The organism is Bradyrhizobium viridifuturi (genome assembly GCF_001238275.1).
Taxonomy (GTDB): domain Bacteria; phylum Pseudomonadota; class Alphaproteobacteria; order Rhizobiales; family Xanthobacteraceae; genus Bradyrhizobium; species Bradyrhizobium viridifuturi.
Genome location: NZ_LGTB01000043.1, coordinates 12,840 through 34,664 on the forward strand (window position 1 = coordinate 12,840; position 21,825 = coordinate 34,664).

Annotated in this window: 22 protein-coding genes and 1 pseudogene; 15 read left to right on the forward strand and 8 right to left on the reverse strand. The window is 64.3% G+C overall.

The annotated features are described in order from the left end of the window. Window positions 1–374: 374 nt before the first annotated feature. The 7 genes from ALC15_RS32095 to ALC15_RS32125 all read left to right on the forward strand — a co-directional run bounded on the left by ALC15_RS32095 (window position 375) and on the right by ALC15_RS32125 (window position 8,242). Complete coding sequence (locus tag ALC15_RS32095; protein ID WP_050630752.1) at window positions 375–1,715, forward strand: ABC transporter substrate-binding protein; 1,341 nt, start codon at window positions 375–377, stop codon at window positions 1,713–1,715. 116 nt (window positions 1,716–1,831) lie between these two features. Next, window positions 1,832–2,770, forward strand: coding sequence for a carbohydrate ABC transporter permease (locus tag ALC15_RS32100; RefSeq protein WP_050630753.1), 939 nt, complete (start codon window positions 1,832–1,834; stop codon window positions 2,768–2,770). Continuing rightward, the gene (locus ALC15_RS32105; RefSeq protein WP_021082228.1) at window positions 2,770–3,681 is read left to right on the forward strand and encodes a carbohydrate ABC transporter permease; all 912 of its coding nucleotides are present in this window, start codon (window positions 2,770–2,772) and stop codon (window positions 3,679–3,681) included. Before ALC15_RS32100 ends, ALC15_RS32105 begins: the two co-directional genes overlap by 1 nt. A gap of 21 nt (window positions 3,682–3,702) precedes the next feature. Then, window positions 3,703–4,803, forward strand: coding sequence for an ABC transporter ATP-binding protein (locus tag ALC15_RS32110; protein WP_050630754.1), 1,101 nt, complete (start codon window positions 3,703–3,705; stop codon window positions 4,801–4,803). A 29-nt stretch (window positions 4,804–4,832) separates the two neighbouring features. Further along, complete coding sequence (locus ALC15_RS32115; RefSeq protein WP_050630755.1) at window positions 4,833–5,822, forward strand: hydroxyacid dehydrogenase; 990 nt, start codon at window positions 4,833–4,835, stop codon at window positions 5,820–5,822. Window positions 5,823–5,980: 158 nt separating this feature from the next. Then, window positions 5,981–7,405: an amidase gene (locus ALC15_RS32120; protein WP_050630756.1), complete on the forward strand. Its 1,425-nt coding sequence runs from the start codon at window positions 5,981–5,983 to the stop codon at window positions 7,403–7,405. A gap of 168 nt (window positions 7,406–7,573) precedes the next feature. Further along, window positions 7,574–8,242: a hypothetical protein gene (locus tag ALC15_RS32125; RefSeq protein ID WP_050630757.1), complete on the forward strand. Its 669-nt coding sequence runs from the start codon at window positions 7,574–7,576 to the stop codon at window positions 8,240–8,242. On the opposite strand, the gene ALC15_RS32130 is transcribed toward ALC15_RS32125, so the two are convergent. Continuing rightward, window positions 8,239–8,763: a DUF1993 domain-containing protein gene (locus ALC15_RS32130; protein ID WP_050630758.1), complete on the reverse strand. Its 525-nt coding sequence runs from the start codon at window positions 8,761–8,763 to the stop codon at window positions 8,239–8,241. The genes ALC15_RS32125 and ALC15_RS32130 overlap by 4 nt on opposite strands. Before the next feature lie 86 nt (window positions 8,764–8,849). Between ALC15_RS32130 and ALC15_RS32135 the strand changes: the two genes are divergently transcribed. Together ALC15_RS32135 and ALC15_RS32140 are read left to right on the forward strand one after the other, a co-directional pair. After that, entirely contained in the window at window positions 8,850–9,623 is a 774-nt protein-coding gene (locus ALC15_RS32135) for a transporter substrate-binding domain-containing protein (RefSeq protein ID WP_050630759.1), read from the forward strand. A gap of 184 nt (window positions 9,624–9,807) precedes the next feature. Next, window positions 9,808–10,614 (forward strand): DUF2147 domain-containing protein, encoded by an 807-nt coding sequence (locus tag ALC15_RS32140; protein WP_050630760.1) that lies wholly within the window; start codon window positions 9,808–9,810, stop codon window positions 10,612–10,614. 69 nt (window positions 10,615–10,683) lie between these two features. Here the strand turns inward: ALC15_RS32140 and ALC15_RS32145 are convergent, their stop codons facing one another. Beyond that, on the reverse strand, window positions 10,684–11,088 hold the full coding sequence (locus ALC15_RS32145; protein WP_029081862.1) for a (R)-mandelonitrile lyase: 405 nt from the start codon (window positions 11,086–11,088) through the stop codon (window positions 10,684–10,686). A 23-nt stretch (window positions 11,089–11,111) separates the two neighbouring features. Continuing rightward, on the reverse strand, window positions 11,112–11,810 hold the full coding sequence (locus tag ALC15_RS32150; RefSeq protein WP_050630761.1) for a ribonuclease activity regulator RraA: 699 nt from the start codon (window positions 11,808–11,810) through the stop codon (window positions 11,112–11,114). A 213-nt stretch (window positions 11,811–12,023) separates the two neighbouring features. Between ALC15_RS32150 and pxpB the strand changes: the two genes are divergently transcribed. The 4 genes and pseudogenes from pxpB (at window position 12,024) to ALC15_RS32170 (ending at window position 15,216) form a co-directional block, all read left to right on the forward strand. Continuing rightward, on the forward strand, window positions 12,024–12,755 hold the full coding sequence (pxpB, locus tag ALC15_RS32155; RefSeq protein ID WP_050630762.1) for a 5-oxoprolinase subunit PxpB: 732 nt from the start codon (window positions 12,024–12,026) through the stop codon (window positions 12,753–12,755). Further along, a pseudogene (locus ALC15_RS32160) lies at window positions 12,752–13,784 on the forward strand (5-oxoprolinase subunit C family protein). The gene pxpB and the pseudogene ALC15_RS32160 overlap by 4 nt, the downstream one beginning before the upstream one ends. A gap of 86 nt (window positions 13,785–13,870) precedes the next feature. After that, window positions 13,871–14,644: a LamB/YcsF family protein gene (locus ALC15_RS32165; RefSeq protein ID WP_050630763.1), complete on the forward strand. Its 774-nt coding sequence runs from the start codon at window positions 13,871–13,873 to the stop codon at window positions 14,642–14,644. Between the two features lie 149 nt (window positions 14,645–14,793). After that, window positions 14,794–15,216, forward strand: coding sequence for a hypothetical protein (locus tag ALC15_RS32170; protein ID WP_050630764.1), 423 nt, complete (start codon window positions 14,794–14,796; stop codon window positions 15,214–15,216). A 74-nt stretch (window positions 15,217–15,290) separates the two neighbouring features. Here ALC15_RS32170 and ALC15_RS44955 read toward each other — a convergent pair whose 3' ends face one another. The 4 genes from ALC15_RS44955 to ALC15_RS32185 form a co-directional block, all read right to left on the reverse strand. Then, entirely contained in the window at window positions 15,291–15,443 is a 153-nt protein-coding gene (locus ALC15_RS44955) for a hypothetical protein (RefSeq protein WP_167350185.1), read from the reverse strand. A gap of 264 nt (window positions 15,444–15,707) precedes the next feature. Continuing rightward, window positions 15,708–16,865 carry a CmpA/NrtA family ABC transporter substrate-binding protein gene (locus ALC15_RS32175; protein WP_050630765.1) on the reverse strand — a complete coding sequence of 386 codons (1,158 nt, stop codon included), beginning with the start codon at window positions 16,863–16,865 and terminating at the stop codon, window positions 15,708–15,710. Continuing rightward, on the reverse strand, window positions 16,862–17,452 hold the full coding sequence (locus ALC15_RS32180) for an ANTAR domain-containing response regulator (protein ID WP_028332037.1): 591 nt from the start codon (window positions 17,450–17,452) through the stop codon (window positions 16,862–16,864). The genes ALC15_RS32175 and ALC15_RS32180 overlap by 4 nt, the downstream gene beginning before the upstream one ends. Before the next feature lie 169 nt (window positions 17,453–17,621). Next, window positions 17,622–18,524 carry a hypothetical protein gene (locus tag ALC15_RS32185; protein WP_128089642.1) on the reverse strand — a complete coding sequence of 301 codons (903 nt, stop codon included), beginning with the start codon at window positions 18,522–18,524 and terminating at the stop codon, window positions 17,622–17,624. Window positions 18,525–18,719: 195 nt separating this feature from the next. On the opposite strand from ALC15_RS32185, the gene rimO reads away from it, so the two are divergent. Together rimO and ALC15_RS32195 are read left to right on the forward strand one after the other, a co-directional pair. Beyond that, window positions 18,720–20,039, forward strand: coding sequence for a 30S ribosomal protein S12 methylthiotransferase RimO (rimO, locus tag ALC15_RS32190; RefSeq protein ID WP_050630767.1), 1,320 nt, complete (start codon window positions 18,720–18,722; stop codon window positions 20,037–20,039). Between the two features lie 162 nt (window positions 20,040–20,201). Next, the gene (locus tag ALC15_RS32195) at window positions 20,202–21,431 is read left to right on the forward strand and encodes a tetratricopeptide repeat protein (protein WP_210168612.1); all 1,230 of its coding nucleotides are present in this window, start codon (window positions 20,202–20,204) and stop codon (window positions 21,429–21,431) included. Here ALC15_RS32195 and ALC15_RS32200 read toward each other — a convergent pair. Next, window positions 21,416–21,727 carry a hypothetical protein gene (locus ALC15_RS32200; protein ID WP_050630769.1) on the reverse strand — a complete coding sequence of 104 codons (312 nt, stop codon included), beginning with the start codon at window positions 21,725–21,727 and terminating at the stop codon, window positions 21,416–21,418. The two genes, ALC15_RS32195 and ALC15_RS32200, sit on opposite strands and share 16 nt — an antisense overlap. Window positions 21,728–21,825: the final 98 nt, after the last annotated feature.

Consider the following 21,825-nt stretch of genomic DNA (forward strand, 5'->3'; position numbering starts at 1 on the left):
CCTTCGGCAAGTCTATCGGCCGGGCTGGGCATCAACATGACGGAACACGGTTGGATCAGGCTCGGCTGAACAAGCTGCGGCTCAACCGCGCAGCGTCCCCGATCACGGCTTCGCCAATCTCCGCGTGCGTCGCAGCATGATGGCGGGAAGCGCGTCAAACCGCCGGCAATCGCTGTGATGCTGATGACGCTGCCTGCGATTTGACCACAACGTTAGTACTACGTGGCACAGGCATCTCGTTTCTCGACAGCCGCCGGCAATTCTGTTCTGATCGGCATGAACGAAATCCCGCGACGTCGCGCGAACGCGACGCACAAAACAACAACGGGATTCGAAAAAGTCTTTTGTCCGTTGGCGACCAGGGAGGGAATGCCATGTCACGGAAGAAGCTTTCGCGCCGAGAATTCGTTGCGGCGACAGCGCTGTCATCGGCGGCGCTCATCACAGCCCCCTACGTGCGTGGCGCCTACGCAGCCGGCAAGCTCTCGATGGGCTTCTGGGATCACTGGGTGCCGGGCGCGAACAGTGCCTCCACCGAGCTCGTCAACGAATGGGCCGCCAAGGAAAAGGTCGAGGTCCAGATCGACTACATCACCAGCCAGGGCAACAAGAACATCGTCACCATCGCTGCCGAGGCGCAGGCGAAATCCGGTCACGATATCTTCCAGATGCCGACCTGGTGGCCGCAGGCCAATGCCGAGCTGCTCGAGCCGGTCAACGACATCATGGATCCGCTCGTCAAGCTGAACGGCGAGGTCAACGGCACGGTGAAGTATCTCGGCCAGGCCGACGGCAAATGGCTCGGGGTTCCCGCCAGCGTCGGCAGTCAGATCAAGGGCCCCTGCTCGCGCATCGACCTGATGAAGAAATACGCTGGCATCGACGTCCAGGAGATGTATCCGGCCGGAAGCCCGCCGAAGGCGGACAACTGGACTCTCGACACGTTCCTGAAGGCGGCCGAAGCTTGCCACAAGGCCGGCTTCCCGTTCGGCATCGGCCTCGGCGAGACCAGCGACAATGTCGACACCGCCGGCGCGATCTTCCAGTCGTACGGCGCGCATCTGGTCGACGCCAAGGGCAACCTCACCGTCAAGACCGACGCGGTGCGCCAGGCGCTGGAATTCTACAAGAAGCTGCTCGCCTTCCTGCCGCCGGACGTTGCCGCATGGGACGATGCCTCCAACAACAAGTGGCTGGTCGCGGGCAAGGGCGCGATGATCATGAACCCGCCGAGCGCGTGGGCGGTCGCCAAGCGCGATGCGCCGCAGGTCGCCGAACAATGCTGGACGCACGGGTTCCCGGCCGGCCCGAAGGGACGGTTCGCGCCCTATCTGCCGTTCTTCTGGTCGATCTGGTCGTTCTCGAAGAACAAGGAAGCGGCCAAGAGCCTGCTGACGTTCCTGTCGCAGCCGGCATCGATCGAGAAGATGGTGATCGCGAGCGGCGGCTATGATCTACCGGCTTACGAGAAGCTCACGACATTGAAGGTCTGGGAAGAGCAAGGCCCGCCCAAGGGCACGCTCTATCATTACCCGAACCCCTACAAGCACCAGACGCTGTCGATCGCGGCCTCGCCCGCGCCGCCCAAGGTCGCGCAGCAGATCTACTTCCAGGCCACCCTGACCAAGATGTGCCTGCGGTACTACCAGGGTGAAGCGATGGAAAAGACGCTCGCCTGGGCCGAGGGCGAGTGTGAAGGCTTCATGCGAAGCTGACGAGATGCGAGCCCCGCACGGCCGGCCGATCGTGCCGGCCGCGCGGGCTCTCGCCTCAACATCCCAGCCGCAAAGCCGGCAAGACCTGCAACCAACCCGCGCGAGGGACCTGCGTTATGGTTGATGTCGCATTCCAACCCAACCGTGCGGCCGCAGCCCAGTCGGGTCGACGGCGCGTCGGCCTGCGCAACGCGCTCCGTCGCAAGTCGATGTCCGCGTTCCTGATGACGCTGCCGTTGATCCTTCTGATCGCCGTGCTGGTGATCTATCCGGCGTTCTATTCGCTGCACCTTGCGACGCTGAACAAGGCGATGACGAAGTTCGTCGGCTTCGGCAATTTCGAGTTCCTGTTCAAGCGCGACACCTTCTGGCTGGTGGTCAAGCAGTCCTGCATTTTCGCGATCTCCGCGGTGGTCTTCAAAGCGCTGATCGGCTTCATCGTCGCGCATTTCGTGCACAACGTGCCCGCCAACAAGCAGCGCAAATGGCGCGGCATGCTGCTCGTTCCGTGGGTGATCCCGCCGGCGATGAGCACACTGGCCTGGCTCTGGCTGTTCGACCCGTCCTACAGCGCCTTCAACTACACGCTGTCCTTCTTCGGCATCGGACCGATCCCGTGGACCGGCGATGCGATGTGGGCGCGCTTCTCGGTGATCCTCGTCAACGTCTGGTACGGCGCGCCGTTCTTCATGATCATGTATCTGGCGGCGCTGAAATCGGTGCCCGAGCAGCTCTATGAGGCGGCGGCAATCGACGGCGCCAATTGGTGGCAGCGCATCTGGTACGTGACCCTGCCGATGATGCGCAACATCATCGCGATCACGACGCTGTTCTCGCTGATCGTGACCTTCGCCAATTTCGACATCGTGCGCATCCTGACCGCCGGCGGGCCGCTCGACCACACCCACATCTTCGCGACCTGGGCGTTCCGCGTCGGCATCGAGGGCAGCGACATTCCGCTCGGCGCCAGCGTCTCGCTGTTCATGGTGCCGATCCTCGCGGTCGCGGCGATCTTCATCCTGCGCGACATCACCAAACGCGGGAACGAATCCTGATGAGCACAGTGACGATCGACAAGGCAGGACCGACGCGCAAGGTCAAATACGGCAGCATGAGCCGCGACCGGACCTGGGCGCTGCGCTGGTCCTACTTCTTCCTGACGCTGTTCGCGATCTTCTCGCTGACGCCGCCGTTCTACATGCTGATCACGTCGCTGAAGGGCAGTGCCGAGATTTCGGCGGCGACCAACCCGTGGTGGGTGCACCAGCCCACACTCGAGAACTACGTCCAGCTCTTGACCTCGAACCAGTTCCTGCGCTTCTTCTGGAATTCGGCCTGGGTCTCGATCATCGTGGTCACCATCACGATGCTGATCAGCGTGCCGGCCGCCTTTGCGCTGGCGCGGATGAAGTTCTGGGGCTCGGCGACGCTCGCGACCGGCGTGTTCCTCACCTACCTTATCCCGGACAGCCTGCTGTTCATCCCGCTGTTCAAGATGTTTGCCGTGTTCGGCGACTGGACCGGAATCCAGCTGGTCAATCGCTGGTACGTGCTGCTGTTCATCTATCCGACGCTGACGGTGCCGTTCTGCACCTGGATCATGATCGGCTATTTCGCCTCGATCCCTAAGGAGCTCGACGAGGCCGCGATCATCGACGGCGCGAGCTGGTTCCAGACGCTGACCCGGATCTTCATCCCGGTTGCCCTGCCCGGCCTGATCGCGGCGACCATCTTTGCCTTCACGGTCTCCTGGGCTCAGTTCCTCTATCCCCTGGTGTTCACGACCTCGACCGATCAGCTTGTGCTGCCGGTCGGCATCATCACCACCCTGATCAAGGGTGATGTCTTCAACTGGGGGCAGATCATGACCGGCGCCCTGCTCGGCGCCGCGCCGCCGCTGATCATCTACGCCTTCCTGATGGACTACTACATTGCCGGCCTGACGGCCGGTGCGACAAAGGGTTGAACGCGACAAGGGTAGGAATTCATGGCCGACGTTAGTTTGCGCAAGGTGGTGAAGCGTTACGACGAGGTCGAGGCGGTGCGCGGCATCGACCTCGATATCGCCGACCATGAGTTCGTGGTGCTGGTCGGGCCGAGCGGCTGCGGCAAGTCGACGACGCTGCGGATGATCGCCGGCCTCGAAGACATTTCCGACGGCGACATCATGATCGGCGGCGACGTCGTCAACGACGTGCCGCCGAAGGACCGCGACATCGCGATGGTGTTCCAGAACTATGCGCTGTATCCGCACATGACGGTCGCGGAGAACATGTCGTTCGGACTGCGGCTGAAGCACTATCCCAAGGCCGAGATCAAGAGCCGGGTCACGGAAGCGGCCCGGATGCTCGACATCACCGACCTGATCGACCGCAAGCCAAAGCAGCTCTCCGGGGGCCAGCGCCAGCGCGTCGCGATGGGACGCGCCATCGTGCGCAATCCGAAGGTGTTCCTGTTCGACGAGCCGCTGTCCAACCTCGACGCCAAGCTGCGTGTGCAGATGCGGATCGAGATCAAGAAGGTGCATCAGAAGGTCCGCACCACGACCGTCTACGTCACCCACGACCAGGTCGAGGCGATGACGCTGGCCGACCGCGTGGTGGTGATGAACCACGGCAGGATCGAGCAGATCGGCACGCCGAACGAACTCTACCACAAGCCTGCGACCCGCTTCGTCGCGAGCTTCATCGGCTCGCCCGCCATGAACTTCGTGCCGTGCCGGCTCGAGGACGTCGGCGGCAAGCTCAACGTGCGGCTGACCGATCGCCTGGCTTTCGCCCTGCCGCCGGCGCGCGCCGCCCGCTACCAGGCCCTCTCGCGCACCGACAAGCTGCTGCTCGGCATCCGGCCCGAGCATGTGATGGATGCGCGGCCGCATGCCGAGCCGGGCGTCGAGCCGTTCGACGCGGTGCTCGACGTCACCGAGCCGATGGGCATGGAGACCCTGGTCTATTTCACGCTCGAAGGCACCCAGGTCTGCGGCCGGGTCAGTCCCAATGCCGGCGCGCAGGATGGCAGCCCGCTCCGATTGGCTGTGGACCTCAACAATATGCATTTGCTAAACGAGGTGACCGGCGCCGTCCTTTGACGGCGCACAAGAAACCTCAAGGGCGGGAAATGGCCACCAACAAGAAGAAGATTTTCATCACCCAGACTCTGTCGCCGGGGGCACGGGTGCTCCTCAACGAGCGGGACGACGTCGAACTCATCGAATTTCCCAACCTGATCACGGCCAAGGACTTCCAGGCGATGCTGGAGCAGCACGCGCCGGTCCATGGCGTGGCACTCGGCGCGACCCGCTTCGGCGAGGCGGAGCTCGAAGCCTCCAAGGGCATGCTGGTGGTGACCCGGATTGGCGTCGGCTATGACGCTGTCGATGTGCCGGCACTGTCCCGCCGCAAGGTGCCGCTGATGGTCGCAGGCACCGCGAACTCGCCGTCGGTCGCGGAGCAGGCCCTGTTCATGATGCTGACGCTGGCCAAGCGCGCGCAGGAAATGCACACGATGGTCAAGGACGGCACCTGGGCGAGCCGGCTCGGCGTATTGCCCTTCGACCTCTACGGCAAGACCGTCCTGATCGTCGGCTTCGGCCGGATCGGCACTCGCACCGCCAAGCGTTGCCTTGCGATGGAAATGAACGTGCTGGTTTACGATCCCTACAAGCCCGCCAGCGAGATCACCGCGGCCGGCTGCGAGGCCGTGTCGAGCCTCGAAGCGGCGCTGCCGCGGGCCGATTTCGTCACCATCCATTGCCCGAAGAATCCGGAAACGGTCGGCCTGTTCAACGCGGCGCGGATCGGGCTGATGAAGCCGACCGCCTATCTCATCAACACCGCTCGCGGCGGCATCGTCGACGAGAAGGCGCTGCACGATGCGCTGGTGTCGGGCAAGCTCGCCGGCGCCGGTCTCGACGTGTTCGAGGTCGAACCGCCGCCGGTCGGCCAACCGCTGCACGCTTTGCCGAACGTGATCATGGCACCGCATGTGGCCGGCGTGACCGTCGAGGCCGTCGATCGCATGAGCGAGCAGACCGCGCGCAATATCCTGAGCGTGCTGGACGGCAATCCGCTGCGCCAGAATGTGATCAACCAGGACGTCCTCGGCTGAACCTTCAGCCTTCCCAAAGGCGCGATGACGTCATCGCGCTTTCGTTTGTTGTTTGAGCACGATCCTTTCGGAAAAATCGCTTCACACTTTTCCGGATCGTGCTCTAGTCGCGCTGTGGCCGACCTTGCGAGGTCGGCCCGGCGATGCGGAGCATGCACATGGCTTTCAAGGAATTCGGCAACTACGATGCGGTCGGTCTCGCCGAGCTCGTCCGCAAGAAAGAGGTGACGCCAAAGGAACTGCTCGACGAGGCGATCGCGCGCACCACCGCCGTCGACCCGAAGATCAACGCGGTCGTCGTCAAGCACTACGACTACGCCGAGCGCCAGATCGCCAAGGGCCTGCCTGACGGCCCGTTCACCGGCGTTCCGTTCCTGTTGAAAGACCTCGATCTGCTCGAGGGCACCCGCACCACGTCGGGCGCCAGCCTGCTGAAGGATTTCGTCGCCGACCACAACGGGACGCTGACCCAGCGCTTCCTGGATGCGGGTCTTGCGATCTTCGGCAAGAGCGCGAGCCCGGAATTCGGCCTGATGCCGACGACGGAATCCCGTCTGTTCGGCCCGACCCGCAATCCCTGGAATCTGGAGCATTCCTCCGGCGGCTCATCGGGCGGCGCCGGGGCTGCGGTCGCGGCGCGCATCCTGCCGGTCGCGCATGCCAGCGACGGCGGCGGCTCGATCCGGATTCCCGCCTCCGCCTCCGGCGTGTTCGGCATGAAGCCGACGCGCGCCCGCAATCCCTGCGGTCCCGATCGCGGCGAAGGCTGGGGCGGCTTCTCGGTCGGCCATGTGCTCAGCATCAGCGTCCGCGACAGCGCCGTCATGATGGATGCGATCCACGGTCCTGAGCCGTCGAGCCTCTACGTCGCGCCGCCGCCGGAGCGGCCGTTCTCGCAGGAAGTCGGCCGCGACCCCGGTCAGTTGCGCATCAGCTTCACCGACAAGTCGCCCTATGGCGATGCGATTGATCCGGAGATATCAGCGGCGGTCCGCGACACCGCCAAGCTGCTGGCCGGCCTCGGCCATCACGTCGAGGAGCGCGCGCCGTCGCTTGCGGCCGATCCGGCCGCGCTCATGACCACGATCGTCGGCGGCAACACGGCGCTGACCATCCGCCTGCTTGAGCAGCGGGTGGGGCGCACGCTGACGTCCGACGACGTCGAGCGGCTGACGCTCGCCAGCGGCCAGAACTCGGTCAAGATGACGCCGGCCGACTATGTCGCGGCGCAGCTTGCGGCATTCCAGATCTCGCGCGGGCTCGCGACCTTCTTCGAGGGCTGCGACATCTTCCTGAGCCCGACCCTGTGCGCGCCGCCACTTCGTCTCGGCGAGCTGAACACGATGTCCGAGGATCTGAGCCACATCGCGCCGGTGCTGCGCCGCTACATGCCGGGCACCTCGATGTTCAACATGTCCGGGCAGCCGGCGATGTCGGTGCCGCTGGCCTGGAACGAGGCCGGACTGCCGCTCGGCATGATGTTCGCGGCCAAGCTCGGCGAGGAAGGACTGCTGTTCCGCCTGGCCGGCCAGCTCGAACAGGTGCGTCCCTGGAAGGACCGCCGTCCGCCGGTTTGTGCTTAGGAGCGTTTTCAAGCAAAATGGGTGGCGGTTTGCGTCTGGAAAACGCATCCGATTGAACCCGCAGCTTCGGCCTCGCCGCAGCTACGGGCTGACAAAGGGCAGTCAGATCAGGTAGATAGGAAGGGCGTCGGCACGATTCCGCCGGCGTCGTGCCTGGGAGACCGAACAGTGAGCGACCCGACCGACAATGCGCTTGCCGCGATCGCGAGCATTCTCGATCAGACCAAGATACCTCCCGAGAAGGCCAAGTCGCCCGACGACAAGACCGACAAGGCAGCTGAGCCGACTCCGCCGGTCTCCATCGCGATGCCGCCGCCCCTGCCCACGTCGGTCGAAGTCGTTACCGTCGAGACCGTATCCATCCAGACCGTGACCATCGAGGCCGCGCCCGCCGAACCGGCGGCTGTCGAAGCGGCGGCTGTCGAGCCAGCGCCGATCGAGGAGCCGCCGCCGATCGAACCGCCTCAGCCGGTCGCACAGGCTGAGCCCAGTGAGCCGCCGACGAGTGAGCCCGAGCCGAGCGCGCCGGAGCCGGAGCCGATCCAGCCGCCCCAGCCGATCGAGGCCAACGGCTATTCGAAGTCCGGACCAGGCCCGATGGCCGCGCTGCGCTTCCACTGGACGGTGCGCCAGGACGGCGCTCAGTACTATGTCGACGAGACCGTCGGCGAAGGATCGGCCCCGCTGGTCAACGGGCCGATGGACCGGGATGCCGCGATCAAATTCGTCGACGACCGCGAGGCCGAAGCGCGACGGCGTTTCGAGCATTTCAAACACGAGATCGCCAGCCGCACTGCTGCCGCCCTGCGGATGAGCCGGGACAGCAACGAGGCCTAACCCTGCGGCAGCCTCGGCGGTCCCAGAAAATCCTTCTTCGCGAGATCGACGCCGGCATGGCGCAGGATGTCGTAGGCGGTCGCGACATGGAAGAAGAACTGCGGAACGCTGAAGGTCAGGATCAGCGATTTGCCGGTGAATGGCCTGGTCGCGCCGCTTCGGAACGTGAATACGACGTCGCGGTCGGCGGCGTCGTCGATCACCTCGCGCGGCAAACCCAGCGCAAAATCAATCGTCGCGGCAATCCGCGCCCTCAACTCGGCGATGTCGGGCTCCGCCGCTGCGAAGGCAAGCGGCGCGCACCCCGCCAGCAACGCGCAGCTCAAGACGACGTGCCGGTTCGCTTCTCCGATCTGCTGGCGAAGGCTGTACATGTTCGGCGCGAGCCGCATTCCGAGCAACACGTCGGTGCCGAACCCGCGATCGATCGCGTGAGCCTCGGCATGATCGAGCAGCGCGGAAAGATTGCGCAGATACGGCACATAGATGCCGACGGATGCTTCATGGAGCGAGATGGTCACTTTTGCGCCCGCGATGCTGGCTCGATCGTCCCATCTGGTCTAAATGCTCCGCAACGACATGTCATCGGAATTGACGGAGAAATTTGATGTTTCGCGCGCTGGCCGGTCTCGCTCTCGTGTTGCTCCTGTCTGCCGCGCATGCGCAGCCGGCGCCATCGCGGCTCGACGAGATCGTCAAGCGCGGCACGCTGCGCGTCGGCATGACCGGCGACTATCTTCCCTTCACGGCACTCGACAAGGAGACCAAGACGTTTCGCGGCTTCGACGTCGACATGGCGCAATCGCTCGGCAAGGCGCTCGGCGTCAAGGTCGAGTTCGTGCCGACATCGTGGCCTCAAATGATGAAAGATTTCGAGGCCGACGATTTCGACATCGCGATGGGCGGCGTCTCCATCACCTACGATCGGCAGAAGAAGGGCCTGTTCTCGACGCCGATCATGCGCGAGGGCAAGACGCCGATCGCACGCTGCGCCGACAAGGGCAAGTTCGAGACGCTCGCCGAGATCGACAAGCCTGGCACCCGCGTCATCGTCAACCCCGGCGGTACCAACGAGCGCTTTGCGCGCGCCAATGTGAAGACCGCTGACATCCGCGTCTTCAACGACAACACCAGGATCTTCGACGAGATCGCCAAGGGCGACGCCGACCTGATGATGACCGACGCGTCCGAGACACGCTATCAGCAGAAGCTGCACCCCGGCGTGCTCTGTGCCGTGCATCCCGACAAGCCATTCGACTTCGCGGAGAAGGCCTACTGGATGCAGCGCGACGTCGCCTTAAAGGCATTCGTCGACCAATGGCTGCACATCTCGCACGAAGACGGCAGCTACGCGAAGATCTACGCTGCGTGGTTCGAATAAACCTGTAGCGTCAGGCCGGCATTCCCAAGAATTGATTCGCACGGCCTGAAACCGAACCGCAATCCAATGCTTTGAACCTAAGCCGCGAGGACACGACTCATGTTCTGACCGTGATCTGGGACACGTTTAACGAGGCGGCGACCAGATAGCCTTGCGAACGGGATTCCCTGCACCGGAGGTCGAGATGAAGAAGCTTCTGGCGATCGCCACGCTCGTGCTGGCGAGCACGGCGACAGCGCAGGCCCAATACACATTCGATTACGGCGGCCGCACCATTCGCATCGATCCGGATCGTGGAACGGTTTCGATCCCCGGCGTCTATGACAACACCGGCCGCAGTTCCAAACGCGCCAAGCACAGGGACGCCGAGCAGAAGCGCGAGACGGCGCCGAAGGACGCCAGGACGGATTCTCCGTCCACGCCCGTCACGCCACCCGCGGCCACTGCATCACCCTCACCGGCCGCGGTTGATCAGGCAGCTGCCCCGGCAGCGCCGCCGACAGCCGCAACGACCGAGCCCGCGAACACGAGCGTCGCGCCACCTCCAGCTACGGCAGCGACCGCTCCGCCACCACCACCGGCGCCACCGGCTGTTCAGCAAAGCGCGGCGCCGGCGGCGAGTCCGATCCCGGCGCCCACGGTCGGCGCCGCCTCACCTGCACCGAAGCCTGCAGCGAACCCCGTGCAGGCAGCCAACTCGCCGCTCGGCGTCTGGTTGACTGAAGAAAAGGAAGGCAAGGTCCGCATCGAGCAATGTGGCGCCAATCTCTGCGGTTACTCGGTCGACAGGAAGTCGAACGCCAACGGCGAACAGGTTCTGATCAACATGAAGCCGGGCAAGGACAAGTGGAGCGGCCGCATCTTCGATCCGAACAGCGGCAGCACCTACGATTCCACCATCGCGCTGAAGAGCCCCGACACGCTGCGCGTGCAGGGCTGCGCGTTCGGCGGGATGTTCTGCGGCGGCCAGACATGGACGCGGGTGAATTGATTGCCTGCATCGGAAAAGTAAAAGCCCCGCTCACGAGCGGGGCTTTCTGACTTGGCCAGCAACGAGCGCTCAGCCAAGCTTGCCGTTGTATTCCTCGTCGGTGACATGCTCCATCCACGTCGAGAACACGCCGTCGAGCGCCTCCTGCATGGCGATATGGGTCATGCTGTTGCCGGGCGAAGCGCCGTGCCAGTGCTTCTCGTTCGGCGGAATCCAGACGACGTCACCGGGCCGGATTTCACGGATCGGCCCGCCCTTGGCCTGCACGCGGCCGATGCCCGAGATCACGTAAAGCGTCTGCCCGAGCGGATGGGTGTGCCAGGCGGTGCGGGCACCGGGCTCGAACGACACCCGCGAGGCGTTCAGCCGGGCCGGCGCCGGGGCCATGTTGATCGGGTCCTGCAGCACGCTGCCGGTGAAATTCTCCTTCGGCGCGCGGCGGGTCGGCCGCGAGCCGGAAACGTGGATATCCATGGGGTTACCTCCCTCTCTTGACGTTATTTCTTGGTTGCGGCGTAGCGCGCCTTGGTCTCGGCATTCATCGGATAAAGGCCGGGCAACTGGGCGCCGTTGTTCACCTCGTTGACGATCCAGGCTTCCATCCGTTCCTGCTCTGGCCCTTCGGCCAGCACGTGGTCGAGGAATGCCTGCGGGATCAGCACCGCGCCGTCCTGGTCCGCCACCACCACGTCGTTCGGAAACACGGCAACGCCGCCGCAGCCGATCGGTTCGCCCCAGCCGACGAAGGTCAGCCCTGCGACCGACGGCGGCGCAGCGTAGCCGTCGCACCAGACCGGCAGGCCGGTGCCGAGCACGCCCTCGAGGTCGCGCACCACGCCGTCGGTGATCAGCGCCGTCACCCCGCGCTTGACCATGCGCGCGCAGAGGATGTCGCCGAAAATGCCGGCATCGGTGATGCCCATGGCATCGACCACGGCAATGCAGCCCGCCGGCATCGCCTCGATCGCGGTACGGGTCGAGATCGGTGACGACCACGATTCCGGCGTCGCCAGGTCCTCGCGGGCCGGCACGAAGCGCAGTGTGAAGGCCGGTCCGACCAGCCGCTTCTGCCCGGGCTTCAAGGGCTTGGTGCCGCGCATCCAGATGTTGCGCAGGCCCTTCTTGAGCAGGACCGTGGTGATGGTGGCGGTGGACACGTGCGACAGCGTCGTGATCGCCTCAGTGGACAGTGACATCTCGAGAGCTTGCTCCGATGGGAGGAAAAGACCGGCGCATGTTGCCGGGCAAAGGCCGTGCGTCAAGGGCTGCGCGAAAATGCTGCGATCAGCCAAATTTATCGCCGGCATGCCGATTAATTTATTGAAGTTGCTGCATCATTTTGCACGAAGCGAATTCCGTTTTGAATCGAAACACGCTAGCTTGATGGCCGACGAAGTCGCTTGATCCAAATGGCCGAACCCTTAAGTCCTCCCCGCCTTTTGCCGAGTGGCGACAGCGCCATCACGGTGGAATTCAGCCGCACCATCGATGACGCCGCCAACCGGCGGGTGCTCGCGCTCGACCGCGTGATCGCAGCCGAGCCGATCGCCGGCATCACCGAGACCGTGCCGACCTACCGCTCGCTGCTGGTGCATTACGATCCCGTGCAGATCAGCTTCGACGCGCTCGGCGAGCAGCTGCTCGCGCGCGCCGCCAAGGCGCTGCCGACCGAGACCGGTGCGCGGCGCTGGCGGATTCCCGTCACCTATGGCGGCGAGCATGGCATCGATCTCGAGGACGTCGCCAAGAGCCTCAACACCACGCCCGACCAGATCGTGGCACGGCACGTCGCCGGTGACTATCGCGTCGCCATGATCGGCTTCACGCCCGGCTGGTCCTATCTCAGCGGGCTGGAGACATTCCTGCACATGCCCCGGCGCAAGGACCCCCGGCTGCTGACCCCGGCCGGGACCATCTCGATCGGCGGCATCCAGACCGGCGTGCAGTGCCTCGCCGGGCCGAGCGGCTGGCACCTGCTCGGCCGCACCCCGGTGCGAACCTATCAATTGCATCGCGATCCGACCTTCCTGCTGGAGCCGGGCGATGCGATCACCTTCACGGCGATCGACGCCAAGACCTTTGCCGAACAGGACCGCGCCGCCGAGGCGGGCGCGCTCGTCGCAGAACTGGTGACGCCATGAGCAAGCTCGTCGTCACCTCGATCGGCCCCGCGAGCTCGGTGCAGGACGGCGGCCGCCCGGGCTCGCAGCGCTACGGCCTGGTGCCGAGCGGCGCGATGGACCGTCTTTCGCTGGCTGCTGCGAACACGCTGGTCGGCAATGACCCGTTCGCGGCCGCGGTCGAAATCGGCCCGTTCGGCGCCGCCTTCACCGCACGCGGCGGCGCGGTGCGCGTCGGGCTCGCCGGGGCATCGCGCAATGCTGACATCGGCGGCCGGCCGGTCGCGTTCGACAGCTCGGCGACGCTCGCCGAGGGCGAGACGCTCAATCTCGGCTTCGCGCGCGGCGGCTCATTCAGCTATCTCGCGATCGAGCACGGCATCGAAGGCGAGCCGATGTTCGGCAGCCTCGCCGTCAACGCCCGCGCCGGGCTCGGCAGCCCCTACCCGCGCCCGCTGGAGAGCGGCGACGAATTGAAGACGCAGGTCGCCAGCGGCGCCGCCGAGCGCCGCATCGAATTGCCGGCCGCGACCGAAACGCCGATCCGCATCGTGTTCGGCCCGCAGGACGACGAGTTCGCCGAGGACAACAAGAAGCTGTTCATCGACAGCGAGTGGAAGATCTCGGCCACCAGCGACCGCATGGGCTACCGTCTCGAAGGCCCGGTCATCAAGCACCTCGACGGCCACAACATCGTCTCCGACGGCACCGTGACCGGCAGCATCCAGGTGCCCGGCAACGGCCAGCCGATCGTGCTGATGCCGGACCGCGGCACCAGTGGCGGCTATCCGAAGATCGCGACCGTGATCACGGCGGATTTCGGTCGCTTCGCGCAGATCTCGGCCGGCGGCGTTCCGCTTCAAGGCGGTGACGATGGCGGAAGCGCAGGCCGAGGCGATCAAGTTCCACGCGCTGCTGCGTTCGCTGCCCGACCGCCTCCGCGGCATCGAGGATCTTGGCCTCAACATCGAAGCGCTGCGGGATGCGAATGTCGCAGGCCAGGCGGTCAGCGCCGTCGATGTGTCGACCTGGCAAGTCGCGGTACCCTAGAGCATGATCCGGAAAGGTGCGGAGCGGTTTTCCGACAAGATCATGCTCAAACAAGAGAGCCACCAACAACAAACGGATCGATCGTCATGACCAAAACTGTCGACCTCAATTGCGATCTCGGTGAAAGCTTCGGCCCCTGGGAAATGGGCAATGATGCGGCGATGATCGAGCTTGCGACCTCGGTCAACGTCGCCTGCGGCTTTCATGCCGGCGATGCCGACATCATGCGCAAGACGGTCGAGCTCGCGAAGGCGCGCGGCGTCAGCGTCGGCGCCCATCCCGGCTATCGCGACCTGCATGGTTTCGGCCGCCGTCCGATGCCGGGGCTGACATCCTCGGAGATCGAGAACCTGATCGCCTACCAGATCGGCGCCTTGCAGGCGATCGCAACCGCGGCCGGCCACAAGGTGACCCATGTGAAGGCGCATGGCGCGATTTCCAATGTCGCCTGCGAGGACGACATGACCGCGCGGGCGATCGCCAATGCGATCAAGGCCGTCGATCCGAGCCTCGTGTTCGTGGTGCTCGCAAACTCGAAGCTGGTGCGCGCCGGCGAAGCCGCCAACTTACGGATGGCGCATGAGGTGTTTGCCGACCGGGCCTATGAGGATGATGGCAACCTGGTGTCGCGTAAGAAGCCGGGCGCGGTGCTGCACGATCCCAAGGCGATCGCCGAGCGCGTGGTGCGGATGGTGCAGGATGGCGCGGTCGTCTCGGTCACCGGCAAGGTGATCAAGATGCAGACCGATACCGTCTGCATCCATGGCGACACGCATGGCGCGGTCGAGATCGCGCGCGATCTGCGCGCAGCGTTGAAGCAGGCCGGCATCGCGGTTGCGCCATTCAACACCGCGCACTGAGCCGCGAAGCATCTATCAGCAAGGGCCGGCCACCGCGCCGACCCTTTTAGATTCCGTTAAGAGTCTTCTTAAACCCAAACTTGCCGTTTGATTGCTAGGTGCAGCTTCCGAGCCTTTGATTGTCCTCTCAGGAAATTGGGTACCAAAGCATGTTCCGCACCAGCCTCTTCCTCGCAATATCAGCGGTTGCCACGGCCGCTTTCACCAGTGCGGCCTCCGCCGGCTGCTACAGCTGCTATACGCCGCCGCCCCAGCCCTGCACGACCTGCTATCAGGTGCAGACGGTGCCGCCGCAGTACCGCACGGTGCAGGAAACCGTGATGGTGGCGCCGGGCCACGTCGTCGCGCATCGCACGCCGGCGCAGTATCGTACCGTGATGGTGCCGAAGACGGTGATGGTCGCGCCCGAAGGCGTCGCCTATGAGCGCATCCCGCCGCAATACGCCACCCAGGAACGCACCCAGATGGTCTCACCGGGCTATTCCTACTACGCACCGGTTCAGCAGACCTGCAACACCTGCGGCGGTCGCGGGTACGGGTACGGCTATGGATACGGTTACGGCCACTACTGAGCGATCCGCATCCAGCCAATACAAAGCCGCCGCCTGATCGCATCAGACGGCGGCTTTTGAATTTTGAGAAGCTTTCAGAACGGGTGGACGGACAGCGTGCCGAACACGATCGCCGCGATCACGGCAAAGGCGCTGTAGAGCGCGGCCGTGTGAACTCCAGCTCCGGACTTCCTTGAAACGTGTCGCGCGTAAAAGTGCAGGCGGGCCTCCGCCGATAGCTCGCGCATGGTCGATCTCCAACGCCCCATTCTCGGGCATATGGAATATCGTTCGCGCCGCAATTCAAGCGGGTGGCAAAAATAGCGACGCCGCACCCGCCAGGAACCCGGTTCCCGGAGGATTTTTCTTCCTCACGGGTTCGCCCGAGAATCTTATTCGTTGCAATTCGAGGCGTCGGGAACCCGCGCCAGTCCCGCGGCAACTGAAAATCTTGAAAACAACCCCATGCAAAGGAGCCGGACGCCCCGATGGCGTCGGCAGCCGCGCCGCATTCAGGGCTTCCAGCGGCCGATCCTGAACGCCGCCAGATGGCCCGGGATGTCGGCCGGATCGAACGGCGGACCGGCGAACGCGCCGATGGCGCTGGAGGCGCCCGCCGGGCGTCCGGATGCGGCGTCGTAGAGGTCGGGCCTGAACACGGCCATTGCGGCCTTCAGTGCCTCCGGGCGGTACGGCGTCTGGCCCCAGCGCACCATCTGCGCATAGAGCCAGGCCGCCTGCGCCGGATCAGGCCGCGCCGCCGCCTCGCGCCCCACCAGCAGATAGCGATTGCTTTCGCGCATGGTGCCGTCGGGCGAGATCTTCAATCGTCCATCGAGCGTGCGCTGGATGACGCTGGCGTCGACGCCGAGCCGCTCAGGTGAGCTGAGGATGCGGGCGACCTCGGGCCGGTTCTCCGGTTGCTCGATGAATTCAGCGGCGCGCAGATGCGCGCGCACCAGTGAGGCGACAACGCCGGGATTCTTCTCCGACCAGCCCTGCCGCACCGCGAGCACCTTCTCCACCGCGCTGAGCAGGATGTCGGAGACGAAATGCAGGATGTGGCCGATGCCGAGATCGACCGCGATCGAATTCCAGGGCGCGCCGACGCAGAACGCATCGACGTGGCCGCTGGCGAGACTGTCCACCATGTAGGGCGGCGGCAACACGACCAGCTGGACGTCCTCATCGGGATCGACGCCGCCGGCGGCCATCCAGAACCGCAATTGATAATTGTGGGTGGAGAACGGGAAGGTCATGCCGAAGGTCAGCGGCTCGGCCCCGCTCTTGCGACGCTTCGCAACCACACGGGCCAGCGCCTGCGCGGTCGCCATCGGGTCGAAGCGGTCGCCGTCGATCTCCTGCATCAGCGCGGCATGCAGCGCCGGCGACACCGTGATGGCGTTGCCGTTCAGCCCGAGATTGAACGGCGCTGCAATCGGCACCTTGACGTGGCCAAGCCCGAGGCTGGAGGCGATCGCGACCGGCGCCAGCAGATGGGCGGCATCGAACAGGCCGATATTGAGCTTGTCGCGGACGTTCGACCACGACACTTCGCGCACCAGGGCGACGTCGAGGCCTTCGGCTGCGGCAAATCCCTTGTCGACAGCGACGATCAGGGCGGCTGCGTCCACCAGCGGAATGAACCCGACGTGCAAGGGTGTGGTCATTTCAAGAGCTCCGACGCCGTCAGGATCGATTGCGCGATCTCTCCGATCTTCTTCTTCTCGCGCATCGCGGTCGAGCGCATCAGCACATAGGCCTCTTCCTCGGTCAGCCCCTTCACCTTCATCAGGATGCCCTTGGCGCGGTCGATCACCTTGCGCTCCTCCAGCGCGTGCTTGGTGCGGTCGAGCTCGTCCTGCAATTTGGCGAAAGCATTAAAGCGGGACACGCAGAGATCGAGGATCGGCTTCATGCGCTCCTTCTTGAGGCCGTCGACAATATAGGCGGAGACGCCCGCCTCCACTGACGCCTGGATCGATGCGGCGTCGCTCTGGTCGACGAACATCGCGATCGGCCGGCGCACGGCACGGCTGACCTGGAACATCTGCTCCAGCACGTCGCGGCTGGGGTTCTCGAGGTCGATGACGATGATCTCGGGATCGAGCGCGTAGATCCGCGACAGCAGGCTCTGCATCTCGCTGATATGGACCACGTCCGTATAACCGGCTTCCCGCAGCCCCTCCTCCAGGATGGCCGCCCGGATCGGGCTTTCGTCGACAATGACGATCTTGGGAGACGATTCAGCGCTCATCGGCAACTCTTAACCCGGCAAGATGCATCCATATCACGGCAAATGGCCCGGCAAAGGGTTGTATTTGTCGGCAATTGGGACTAGCTCCTGCCCATCAATCAGGCAGATTTGGCAAGATATGCAAGAGGTCGCCGCGCCGAACGCGGCTGTCGTCTGGACGATCATCTCGTCAATTGCGGCGCGGGCCAGGAATCTTGCTGACCGCGACCGGTATGCCGCGCTCCCATGCCCAGAGTTGAACGTAGTCTTCCTCTGCTTCGAAGATCATTTCCCGCACCACCATCTCATCGATTCCATCGCCGTCGAGATCGCCGGTGGCGAGCAGATAGAAGTAGTCTGAATTCTCACCACTCGACGATGATTCACGGGCGGCAAGGTGGAAGGGCTTCAACGCTCCGTTGACTCGCGTGAACAAACCCCAAGCCTCGTAGCCGACATAGTCGTCGGTCTTGCCGGGGTTGGTCTCGACCCGCCAGTTGATCGACCAGATGTGCTCCTTGTGCCCGGGCGTCCTCAGCGCAGCGTCGAACTCCTGCACCAATGCAACGGCAAGATTCTGTCCAACAACCAGGCGCGGACTGCCAAGCCGCTGCGAGGTGATGAACTGCGCAATCTCGCGCTCCGAAAGCACAGCCACCAGTTCCTGTGTCATCACCTGATCGTTCGGATCGGTGCGGCTCTCTGATTTTGGAATGAAGCGCTTCCGCCAGGCGACTGGGGTCAGTTTGACCGGAGTCGGCAAACCACCTTTCAAGAGCCGGACCGTCGAGTCGTTGCTGAGGTAGGAAAACGACGCAAACACGCCTTTCGCAGGATCAGGTACCGACTTGTCAGGCACGAAGGTGACACGCCATCCCTGCAATCGCGCTGCGAGTTGCGGCGACGGCAGCTGTACCCAGGGACGTGCGTGCGCTTGCTGACCGACCGCCGGCTTCGCGTCCGCTGGTCCAGGGGCCGGTGGTGTGACCGGCCGGTGATAGCCCGGAGGATCAGCAAACGGACTCGGCACTTCACCCGCGGCCGTCGAAGCCAGCGGGAGTGTCCACCCAGCGCAGGCGAATAGAGCGGCCATGGCACTGCTCGAAACGCTTCGACAGGAACGAACTTTCATCGGTCAGGAAACTTTCAGCTCTTAGGCACTGGTTTCATTCGATAATTACGAGCGTTATTTTGTCCTTTGTGGAAGCCAAGGGATTGAATTGCGCTATCCGATCAACTAGTTAGATGGCCATATCCGAACAGTTCAGATCAGGCTCCAGGCGACCACATGGAAAGAGCGCCCCATATCTCGTTCGTCAGTCTCGGCTGCCCCAAGGCGCTGGTCGATTCCGAGCGCATCATCACCCGGCTGCGCGCGGAAGGCTATGAGCTCGCGCGCAAGCATGACGGCGCTGACATCGTCATCGTCAACACCTGCGGCTTCCTCGACAGCGCCAAGCAGGAATCGCTGGCCGCGATCGGCGACGCGATGGCCGAGAACGGCAAGGTGATCGTCACCGGGTGCATGGGCGCCGAACCGGAGCAGATCGAGGCTGCCTATCCCGGCGTGCTGTCGATCACCGGGCCGCAGCAATATGAGAGCGTGCTGGATGCCGTGCACCGCGCGCTGCCGCCGGCGCACAACCCGCATGTCGACCTGGTGCCGCCGCAGGGCGTCAAGCTGACGCCCCGGCACTACGCGTACTTGAAGATTTCCGAAGGCTGCAACAACCGTTGCAGCTTCTGCATCATCCCGAAGCTGCGCGGCGACCTGGTGTCGCGGCCGGCCAATGACGTGCTGCGCGAGGCTGAGAAGCTGGTGAAGGCCGGCGTCAAGGAATTGCTGGTCATCTCGCAGGACACCTCGGCCTATGGCGTCGACCTGAAATATGCCGAGAGCCCGTGGCAGGATCGCAGCGTCCGCGCGAAATTCTTCGACCTCGCGAAGGAGCTCGGCGAGCTCGGCGCCTGGGTGCGGCTGCAATATGTCTACCCCTACCCGCATGTCGACGAGGTCATCGGCCTGATGACCGAGGGCAAGGTGCTGCCCTACCTCGACATCCCGTTCCAGCATGCGAGCCCCGACGTGTTGCGCGCGATGAAGCGCCCGGCCGCACAGGAGAAGACGCTGGCGCGGATCCAGAAGTGGCGCGAACAATGCCCGGAGCTGACGCTGCGCTCGACCTTCATCGTCGGCTTCCCCGGCGAGACCGATGCCGATTTCGCCTATCTGCTCGACTGGCTCGATGAAGCCGGGATCGATCGCCTCGGCTGCTTCAAATACGAGCCGGTCGCCGGCGCCACCTCGAATGCAATTCCCAATGCGGTGCCCGACGAGGTCAAGCAGGAGCGCTGGAATGCGCTGATGGCACGGCAGCAGAAAATTTCCGCGCGCCGCCTGAAGCGCAAGGTCGGCACCCGCCAGCAGGTGATCATCGACGAAGTCGGCCCGACCGTGGCCAAGGGTCGGTCAAAGGCCGATGCCCCGGAGATCGACGGCGCCGTCTATCTCACCAGCCGCCGCCCGCTCAAGATCGGCGAGATCGTCACCGCCAAGATCGAGCGTTCCGACGAATACGACCTGCACGGCAGCGTCGCGGGATTCTAGCTCCGGTCTGTATTTCAAGGCGTTCCGCGGATGCAGAACGGCGTCCGCTCTTGTGAACCCGGCCGCGGTCTGGGCTCACAAAGCTATGGCGGCCATCGGGTCGCATGGAGCCTGGTCTTGCGGCAATCACGGAAGCGACTGCTGGTGCGCGGCCGGTTGGCCGTGGCCGTCCTCATCCAACTCGTGCCGGCGCTCGCCGCCACGGCTGCGCTCGCCGCGCCGCAGCCGTCCTCCGAAGCCACGGCCCAGACCTGGTGCTTCGGCAAGCAGGACCCCGCGCAACGCATCGGCGGCTGCAGCTTTCTCCTTGCCTTACGAAAACTGCGCGACAAGCAACGCGCCGGCGTCTTCCTCAATCGTGGCGGCGCCTATCTCGAAAGCAACGATCTCGATCGCGCGATCGCCGACTTCACGGAAGTGATCAAATACGAGCCGATGCGTGGCAAGGGACTGGCCAATCGCGGCGAGGCCTATCGCCGCAAGGGCGATATCGTTGCGGCCATCGCCGATCTCGATCAGGCCATTGCGCTTGATCCTCGGGATGAGATCGCTCGGTACAACCGCGGTATCGCCCACAGCGACCGTGGTGAACCGCGTCTCGCCATCGCGGATTACAATGAGGCCATCCGCCTCAGCCCTGGAGATGCCTGGTACTACAACAATCGCGGCAACTCCTACATCGACGCCAAGGAGCCGGATCGTGCAATGGCCGACTATGATCACGCCATCCGTCTCGATCCAAAGTTCGCGCTCGCCTATTACAATCGCGGCAATGCCTGGCGCGGCCGCAACGATCTTGAACGCGCGCTGGCCGACTACGATACGTCGCTGCGGCTGGATCCTCGCTACGCGGCGGCCTACGGCAACCGCGCCCGGGTGTTTCGCGATCGCGGCGATGTCGATCGGGCGCTGGCCGATTTCGATCAATCGCTGCGGCTCGATGCGGCCGACTACCGCGACTACTACGCGCGCGGCAACCTCTATCTTGAACGGCAGGACTACACCCGGGCATTCGACGACTTCAGCAACGCGGTCAAGTTCAATACGAAATACGCGGCGGCGCTCAATGCGCGTTGCCTGACGCGGGTGATCATGGGCGAAGCTCAGCAGGCACTGGCGGATTGCGAGCAGTCGCTGCAATGGAACCCGGACGATCCCTACACGCTCGACAGCCGTGGCATCTGTCGCCTCAAGCTCGGCGAGCCTGACGCTGCGATTGCGGATTTTGACGCTGCCCTGAAGATCAACCCGAAGCTTGCAAGTTCGCTCTATGGCCGCGGCGTCGCGCGACGGAAGAAGGGCGACAGCGACGCGGCGCAAGCCGACATCGTTGCCGCCCAGGCGATTCAGTCCGACATCACAAAGGAATTCGCGCGCTACGGCATCGAATGACGCGCGCCCGGCGTGGGGGCTGCGAGTGCCGGATCGAGCGTCCGCAGCACGCGATGAATACGGACCGAGCTGCCGATGCCTGCATTGCGCACATAGGCATCGACGACCTCTTCGCTCTCGACCACGACGAGGCCGAACAGCTTGCGATCGTCGGTCGCGTAGGTGCACAGCCAGTGCATCTTGCCCTGCGTCGCAACGATGGCGTCCAGCGCAATCCGCGCATGACGCGCCGCTTGCGCGTCATCAGTCACATCGAAATTGGCCGGAAGATCTCGTTCGATCAGCAGCTTGATCACAGCGCCACCTCCAGGATTGCCTCGTCGCAGCCTAACACGCTCCGCGAGCCGATTGCGTGCGATATCACCTCCCGCTTGACACCGCCGCCCTTTCGGCT

Bases quoted from the DNA above. Each gene is read 5' to 3' on its own strand.
- ALC15_RS32185 (WP_128089642.1), bottom strand. From the start codon at position 18,524: ATGGCCGCTCTATTCGCCTGCGCTGGGTGGACACTCCCGCTGGCTTCG.
- ALC15_RS32135 (WP_050630759.1), top strand. From the start codon at position 8,850: ATGTTTCGCGCGCTGGCCGGTCTCGCTCTCGTGTTGCTCCTGTCTGCC.
- ALC15_RS32095 (WP_050630752.1), top strand. From the start codon at position 375: ATGTCACGGAAGAAGCTTTCGCGCCGAGAATTCGTTGCGGCGACAGCG.
- ALC15_RS32175 (WP_050630765.1), bottom strand. From the start codon at position 16,865: ATGACCACACCCTTGCACGTCGGGTTCATTCCGCTGGTGGACGCAGCC.
- ALC15_RS32170 (WP_050630764.1), top strand. From the start codon at position 14,794: ATGTTCCGCACCAGCCTCTTCCTCGCAATATCAGCGGTTGCCACGGCC.
- ALC15_RS32100 (WP_050630753.1), top strand. From the start codon at position 1,832: ATGGTTGATGTCGCATTCCAACCCAACCGTGCGGCCGCAGCCCAGTCG.
- ALC15_RS32120 (WP_050630756.1), top strand. From the start codon at position 5,981: ATGGCTTTCAAGGAATTCGGCAACTACGATGCGGTCGGTCTCGCCGAG.
- ALC15_RS32105 (WP_021082228.1), top strand. From the start codon at position 2,770: ATGAGCACAGTGACGATCGACAAGGCAGGACCGACGCGCAAGGTCAAA.
- ALC15_RS32145 (WP_029081862.1), bottom strand. From the start codon at position 11,088: ATGGATATCCACGTTTCCGGCTCGCGGCCGACCCGCCGCGCGCCGAAG.
- ALC15_RS32140 (WP_050630760.1), top strand. From the start codon at position 9,808: ATGAAGAAGCTTCTGGCGATCGCCACGCTCGTGCTGGCGAGCACGGCG.
- ALC15_RS32115 (WP_050630755.1), top strand. From the start codon at position 4,833: ATGGCCACCAACAAGAAGAAGATTTTCATCACCCAGACTCTGTCGCCG.
- ALC15_RS32165 (WP_050630763.1), top strand. From the start codon at position 13,871: ATGACCAAAACTGTCGACCTCAATTGCGATCTCGGTGAAAGCTTCGGC.
- ALC15_RS32110 (WP_050630754.1), top strand. From the start codon at position 3,703: ATGGCCGACGTTAGTTTGCGCAAGGTGGTGAAGCGTTACGACGAGGTC.
- ALC15_RS44955 (WP_167350185.1), bottom strand. From the start codon at position 15,443: ATGCGCGAGCTATCGGCGGAGGCCCGCCTGCACTTTTACGCGCGACAC.
- rimO (WP_050630767.1), top strand. From the start codon at position 18,720: ATGGAAAGAGCGCCCCATATCTCGTTCGTCAGTCTCGGCTGCCCCAAG.
- pxpB (WP_050630762.1), top strand. From the start codon at position 12,024: ATGGCCGAACCCTTAAGTCCTCCCCGCCTTTTGCCGAGTGGCGACAGC.
- ALC15_RS32180 (WP_028332037.1), bottom strand. From the start codon at position 17,452: ATGAGCGCTGAATCGTCTCCCAAGATCGTCATTGTCGACGAAAGCCCG.
- ALC15_RS32150 (WP_050630761.1), bottom strand. From the start codon at position 11,810: ATGTCACTGTCCACTGAGGCGATCACGACGCTGTCGCACGTGTCCACC.